Here is a 6,355-nt window from a genome sequence, read left to right as displayed (position 1 = left end):
CTCAATAATGATTGATCTCCACCTCAGCGCATTCGCGCCAAGGTGGAGATTTTTATACGCTGTTAGAATTGACGCTTACCGTTTTACGATACAGGCTCCTGTTTTTTACGCTTTCGACAGATATTCCCGGCAGCAGTTCCGGGCTTCTTCGGCTACCTTTTCCTCGTCGACGGTGACGAGGCGGCCCTCCTTCACCACGACCTTGCCGTTGACCACGGTGTAGTCCACCGGGCCGCGGAGCCCCACGGTGGCCAGTACGTCGGCGGGGCTGTACTCGCCGCCCACCAGCTCCAGACGGCGGGAATCCACCAGGAACAAATCGGCGCACTTGCCCACGGCCAGCTGGCCGATGTCGTCCCGGCCCAGCAGCCGGGCGCTGCCCCGGGTGGCCATTTTCAGTACCTGATAGCCGGAGGGGGCCACTTTGCTGCTGTTCAGGCGGTGCAGCAGGTAGGCTACCCGCAGTTCCTCCATCAGGGAGGAGCCGTCGTTGCTGGCGGAGCCGTCCACCGCCAGGCCCACGGGCACGCCCAGGGCCAGCATCTCCGGGATGCGGGCCACGCCGGAGGCCAGCTTCATGTTGGAAATGGGGCAGTGGGCCACGCCGGTGCCGGTCCGGGCCAGCTCCCGCAGCTCCTCGTCGTTGAAGTGGACGCCGTGGGCGTACCACACATCCGGACCGGTCCAGCCCAGGGAGGCCATGAACTCCAGGGGCCGGACACCGTGATGGGTGAGCATGTAATTCTCCTCGTCCTTCGTCTCGCACAGGTGGGTGTGGAGCCGGACGCCGTACTGCCGGGCCAGAATAGCGCTCTGCCGCAGCAGCTCGGCGCTGACGGAGAAGGGGGAGCAGGGAGCCAGGGCCACCTGACGCATGGAGCCGGGCCGGGGGTCGTGATACTGCTCGATGATGCGGACGGAATCCTTCATAATTTCGTCCACCGTCTGGACCACGCTGTCCGGCGGCAGACCGCCGTCTTTTTTGGAGAGGTCCATGCTGCCCCGGGAGGCGAACATCCGGATGCCCAGTTCCTCCGCCGCGGCAAACTGGGCGCCGATGAGGTCGCCCGCCCCGGCGGGGAAGACGTAGTGGTGGTCAAAGCAGGTGGTGCAGCCGTGCTTCATCAGCTCCCCCATGCCGGTGAGGGAGGAGAGGCGGATGACCGTTTCATCCAGACCCTTCCAGATCTCATACAGGGTGGTGAGCCAGTCGAACAGCTCCATGTTCTGCACCTGGGGCAGATTCCGGGAGAACACCTGATACAGGTGGTGGTGGGTGTTCACCAGGCCGGGATAGCACCAGTAATGGCTGCCGTCGATGACGGTATCGGCGGTTTGAGGAAGGTTCGGGCCGATGGCGCGGATGATGCCGTCCTCACAATAGAGGTCCACGGCGTGTAGAATTTCGTCGCTGTCGTCACAGGTGACGAGGGTGTGCAGGTTTTTCAGCAGCAGGGTGGACATGGGACCACGCTCCTTTCATACGTTCAGTATAAAGGAGAATGCACAGGAGGTCAACCTTTCAGCAAAAAAAGGAGACCGCCGCAGCGGTCTCCCTGGAGAGATATATGAGATTACTGCTTGGCAGCCAGAGCCTTCTGCAGCCAGTCCTTGCCGTCCACGAAGCGGGAGACGATGTAGGAGACCACATAGTCGCCGGCGGAGTTGATCATGGTAGCGGGGGGGTCCACCAGATTGCCGATGGCAACCAGAATGGGGAAGGCCACCTCGATCTGCTCGGGGAAGAAGATGGAGCAGATGATGTACTCGCCGATGTAGCCGCCGCCGGGAACACCGCTCATGCCCACGGAGGACAGCACGGCCACCAGCACCACGGGAACCAGCTTGCTGAAGCTCAGCTCCTGGCCGAACACGCCCAGCACGAAGGCGATCTTCAGCACGCAGGAGAAGCAGGAGCCGTCCATGTGCATAGTGGCGCCCAGAGGCAGCACCATGTCGGAGACATCCTTGGAAATACCAGTCTCGGCGGCCACTTCCATGTTGGTAGGGATGGTGGCGACAGAGGAGCAGGTGCCCAGGGAGACCACGGCGGGACGGGTGATGTGCTGGAACATGGTCTTGACGGCGCCCTTGCCGCCGCCGAACCAGGCGAACAGGGGCCACGCGGTGAAGATGTAGATGAAGCACAGGGGATAGTACAGCAGCAGGGCACGGCCGTAGGTCACGGTGACCTTGGAGCCGTAGGTAGCCACCAGATCGGCGAAGATGGCAAAGAAGGCGATGGGGGCGTAGTAGGTGACGATCTTCACGAACTTCAGCATGACGTTGGTCAGGTCCTCCAGGAACTTGCCCACCAGGGTGTCCTTGCCGCCGTTCAGGTTCACGGCGAAGCCGAACAGCACGGAGAACACGATCAGGGGCAGCATGGCCCGGCGGGTCAGCAGGCCCACGAAGTCCTCGGCGGTGAAGAAGTTGACGATCATCTCCGTCATAGTGGCGTACTCGCCCATCTCCTCGGAGGGCAGCTCGCTCCAGGCGGACAGCACCGGGGGGAACAGCTTCACCAGGAAGAACATGATGACGGCGGCGATGGCGCCGGTCACCACGAAGGTGCCGATGGTGACGCCCATGATCTTACCGGCACGCTTGCGGCTTCCCATATTGGCCACGGCGCCGGCGATGGACGCGAACACCAGAGGCACCACGATACAGAACATCATGTTGATGAACACGGTGCCCAGGAAGCTGATTTTGTTGCCGAAAGCGGGCCAGATCCAGCCCACGATGGCGCCCAGGATCATGGACCCGATCATAATGGCCATGAAGCGGTAATTTTTTGCGACGGATTTCTTATCCATACTGTTTCCTCCTATGTTTTATTCACACACTATTTTGCAAGACAGAGGTCCTCGTCGGTGACCTCGCCCTTTGCAACGATGTTGGTGGGGCCTGTCAGGAACAGGTCCGTGACGCGGCCGTTCTCCCGCTCCACGTCGATGATGAGCTGACCGCCGGTCATATCGACCTTGACGTTCTTTCCGCTGACCTTGCCCTGAAGGGTCAGGACCGTCACCACGGAGCCGGTGCCGGTGCCGCAGGCGTAGGTGAAATCCTCCACACCCCGCTCGAAGGTCCGCTCGTAGACCGTGTCCTCGCCGGTGAGCTCGTAAAAATTCACGTTGGCGCCCTTGGGGAAGGCGGGATGCCAGCGGAGCTTCCGCCCCAGCTCCCGCAGCTCGTTCCAGTCGGCGTTTTTCAAACCGGAGTAGGGGATGACCGCGTGGGGCAGGCCGGGATTGCCCAGCTCCACATAGGAGCAGTCGTAGGTCACGCCGTCCACTTCCACGGGGTAATCCAGCTTGACGGTGGTGGGGTCGTTGAGCCGGACGCGGTACAGCCGCTCCGACACCCGGCGGCCCGTGACGATGCCGGCGGTGGTCTCCACCGTCTGCACTTCCCCGGCCAGGCCGTTTTCGTAGCCGTACCTGCAGATACAGCGGGCGCCGTTGCCGCACATCTCGCCCACGCTGCCGTCGGAATTGAAGAACAGCATTTTGTAATCGCCGCCCTGGGTGGGGGCGTCCACCACCATCAATCCGTCGGCACCGATGGACAGATGCCGCTCACACAGCGTTCGGGCAACCTGGGGCAGGACTTCCACGGGGAGGTGTTCCTCCAGATTGTTCAGCACCACAAAATCATTGCCGGCGCCGTTCATTTTCCAGAACCGCATATCGCTCCTCCTCTATCCAATACGCGCACATTTTACTCTTTAATGTATTATACCAATAAAGGATGCGTTTTGAACATTGGAGAATGTGCTAAAAAATATGCAAATCCTGCGCTCCTGTTGGGAACATCCGCTTGATTTGGGCGGGTAAAGCCGTTATATTAGAGGTAGCAAACAGAAGGGAAGTCGTGCCGTATGCCGAGGAAAAACACCAGAAATACAAAGGGCCGCATCATCTCCGCGGCCTGGAAGCTGTTTTATGAGCAGGGCTATGAGGACACGACGGTGGAGGACATCGTCTTTGAGTCGGAGACTTCCAAGGGGTCCTTCTATCACTATTTTGACGGCAAGGACGCCTTGCTGGGCACGCTGGCCAATGTGTTCGACGAGAAATACGAGGAGCTGAAGGAAACCATGTCCCCGGATCTGGGCGCCATGGAGAAGCTGGTCTATCTGAACCACGAGCTGTTCGCCATGATCGACGCCAGCATTTCCATGGACCTGCTGGCCCGGCTTCTCTCCACCCAGCTGCTGGCCCGGGGCGAAAAGCACCTGCTGGACCGGAACCGCACCTATTTCAAGCTGCTGCGGCAGATCATCACGGAGGGACAGCGGAGAGGAGAACTGCGGAAGGACTTCACGGTCAACGAGATCGTGAAAGCCTACGCCCTGTGGGAGCGGGCGCTGATGTACGACTGGTGCCTGTCCGGTGGAGAGTATTCCCTGGTGGCCTATACGGACAGAATGACGCCTATGTTTTTGGAAAGCTATCGGGCCTGCTGCTGAGAATGCGGGAAACTTATTTTTTGGATGCATTTGATTATGAAAAAACGTATTGTTAATTTTTGCTGATTTTATTAGGAAAAACGGAAATTTAAAGAAACGGAGTATAGAATATATTCTATACTCCGTTCTGTATTTTATTCTTGTAAAAAGTATGGTATGATACCAGACATTGAAACACAAAAGGAGAGAGAAAATCATGACAATCGCAGAGGTTTGCATTTTACTCGCCATTATTGTTTATTTGGCGGGAATGCTGGGAGTGGGTTTCTGGTTCGCCAGGAAGAACAATTCCGTGGATGACTTCTATCTGGGCGGACGGAAGCTGGGCCCCTTTGTTACCGCTATGAGCGCTGAGGCCAGCGACATGTCTTCCTGGCTGCTGATGGGCCTGCCCGGTGTAGCATACCTTACCGGTCTGGCGGAAGCCAGCTGGACCGCCATCGGCCTGGCGGTGGGAACTTACCTGAACTGGCTCATTGTGGCAAAACGTCTCCGCCGGTATTCTACCCGGCTGGGAGCCATTACGGTTCCCCAGTTTTTCTCCAAGCGCTGGGGCGACCAGCGGAACCTGTTATCCGCTATCGCAGCCGTGATTATTATCATTTTCTTCGTACCCTATCTGGCATCCGGCTTTTCTGCCTGCGGCAAGCTGTTCGGCACCCTTTTCGGCGTGGATTACGGCGCTGCGATGCTGATCTCCGCCGCCATCATTGTGATCTATACGGTTCTGGGCGGCTTCCTGGCGGCGTCCTTTACCGATCTGGTCCAATCCATTATTATGACCATCGCATTGGTCGTGGTGCTGGGCTTTGGCGTCACAAAGGCTGGCGGCATGGGCGCCGTTGTCTCCAATGCACAGTCTATGGCGGGCTATTTGTCCCTCAGCAATATCTACAATCCTTCTACTGGCGGTGCTGATCCTTACAGTTTCCTGACGATCTGCTCTCTGCTGGCCTGGGGTCTCGGCTATTTTGGAATGCCTCACATTTTGGTGCGCTTCATGGCGATCGAGGACGAGAAAAAACTGCCTCTTTCCCGCCGTGTGGCGACTGTCTGGGTCGTCATTTCCATGGCTGTGGCAGTGTTCATCGGTGTGGTCGGCAACGGTATGACGAAGGCGGGTGCCCTGGAGGAACTGGCGGATTCTGAGACAATCATTGTCCGTATCGCCAGCCTGATCGCACAGCACGGCGTCCTGGCGGCATTGCTGGCGGGCATTATTCTGGCGGGCATTCTGGCCGCTACCATGTCCACTGCCGATTCTCAGCTGCTGGCTGCATCCTCCTCTGTCTCCCAGAACCTGGTGGGAGAGTTCTTTGGCATCAAACTGGACAGCAAGAAGAGCATGACTCTGGCCCGCAGCGTCATGGTGGCCATTTCTGTGATCGCTGTATTTCTGGCCCGGAATCCGAACAGCTCTGTGTTCCGCGTGGTGTCTTTCGCCTGGGCTGGCTTTGGCGCGGCCTTTGGCCCCACCGTCCTTTTTGGCCTGTTCTGGAAACGCTCCAATAAGTGGGGAGCTTTGGCAGGTATGGTCGTTGGCGGGTCCATGGTATTTATCTGGAAGTATTGCATTGCTCCCCTTGGCGGCGCTTTCGCCATTTACGAGCTGCTGCCTGCATTCATCGCCGCTTCTATTGCCATTGTTGTAGTCAGCCTGCTGACGGGCAAACCGGATGAAAGCGTTGAAACGATTTTTGATGAAGTGAAAGCTGAATAACATACATTATTATATAAGATTTGGAGTCATCCGCGTGTGATAGCACGCGGATGATTTTTTTTGAAAAAATCGAAATTAAGTGTTGACAAATTGGGATTGGTTTGGTATTCTAACAAAGCTGTCTGACAGCGCTGCTCCGGATGTGAGTCATTTGAAAA

General features: G+C 57.8%; 5 protein-coding genes. 2 read left to right on the top strand and 3 right to left on the bottom strand.

Annotated features, from left to right (window positions below; translation table 11 throughout):
- Window positions 1-105 precede the first annotated feature (105 nt).
- The 3 genes from JQM68_RS13345 to dapF form a co-directional block, all read right to left on the bottom strand.
- On the bottom strand, window positions 106-1,464 hold the full coding sequence (locus tag JQM68_RS13345; RefSeq protein ID WP_235223517.1) for an 8-oxoguanine deaminase: 1,359 nt from the start codon (window positions 1,462-1,464) through the stop codon (window positions 106-108).
- 110 nt (window positions 1,465-1,574) lie between these two features.
- Complete coding sequence (locus tag JQM68_RS13340) at window positions 1,575-2,819, bottom strand: dicarboxylate/amino acid:cation symporter (RefSeq protein WP_235223516.1); 1,245 nt, start codon at window positions 2,817-2,819, stop codon at window positions 1,575-1,577.
- Between the two features lie 29 nt (window positions 2,820-2,848).
- Window positions 2,849-3,694 carry a diaminopimelate epimerase gene (gene dapF, locus JQM68_RS13335; RefSeq protein ID WP_235223515.1) on the bottom strand — a complete coding sequence of 282 codons (846 nt, stop codon included), beginning with the start codon at window positions 3,692-3,694 and terminating at the stop codon, window positions 2,849-2,851.
- A 192-nt stretch (window positions 3,695-3,886) separates the two neighbouring features.
- Between dapF and JQM68_RS13330 the strand changes: the two genes are divergently transcribed.
- Both JQM68_RS13330 and putP read left to right on the top strand, forming a co-directional pair.
- Entirely contained in the window at window positions 3,887-4,477 is a 591-nt protein-coding gene (locus tag JQM68_RS13330) for a TetR/AcrR family transcriptional regulator (protein ID WP_235223514.1), read from the top strand.
- 196 nt (window positions 4,478-4,673) lie between these two features.
- Window positions 4,674-6,197, top strand: a complete 1,524-nt coding sequence (gene putP, locus JQM68_RS13325) for a sodium/proline symporter PutP (protein ID WP_235223513.1) — start codon at window positions 4,674-4,676, stop codon at window positions 6,195-6,197.
- Window positions 6,198-6,355: the final 158 nt, after the last annotated feature.

It is taken from the genome of Oscillibacter valericigenes, assembly GCF_021531435.1.
Classification (GTDB): Bacteria; Bacillota; Clostridia; order Oscillospirales; family Oscillospiraceae; genus Oscillibacter; species Oscillibacter valericigenes_B.
This window is presented reverse-complemented; position numbering and strand designations above follow the sequence as displayed.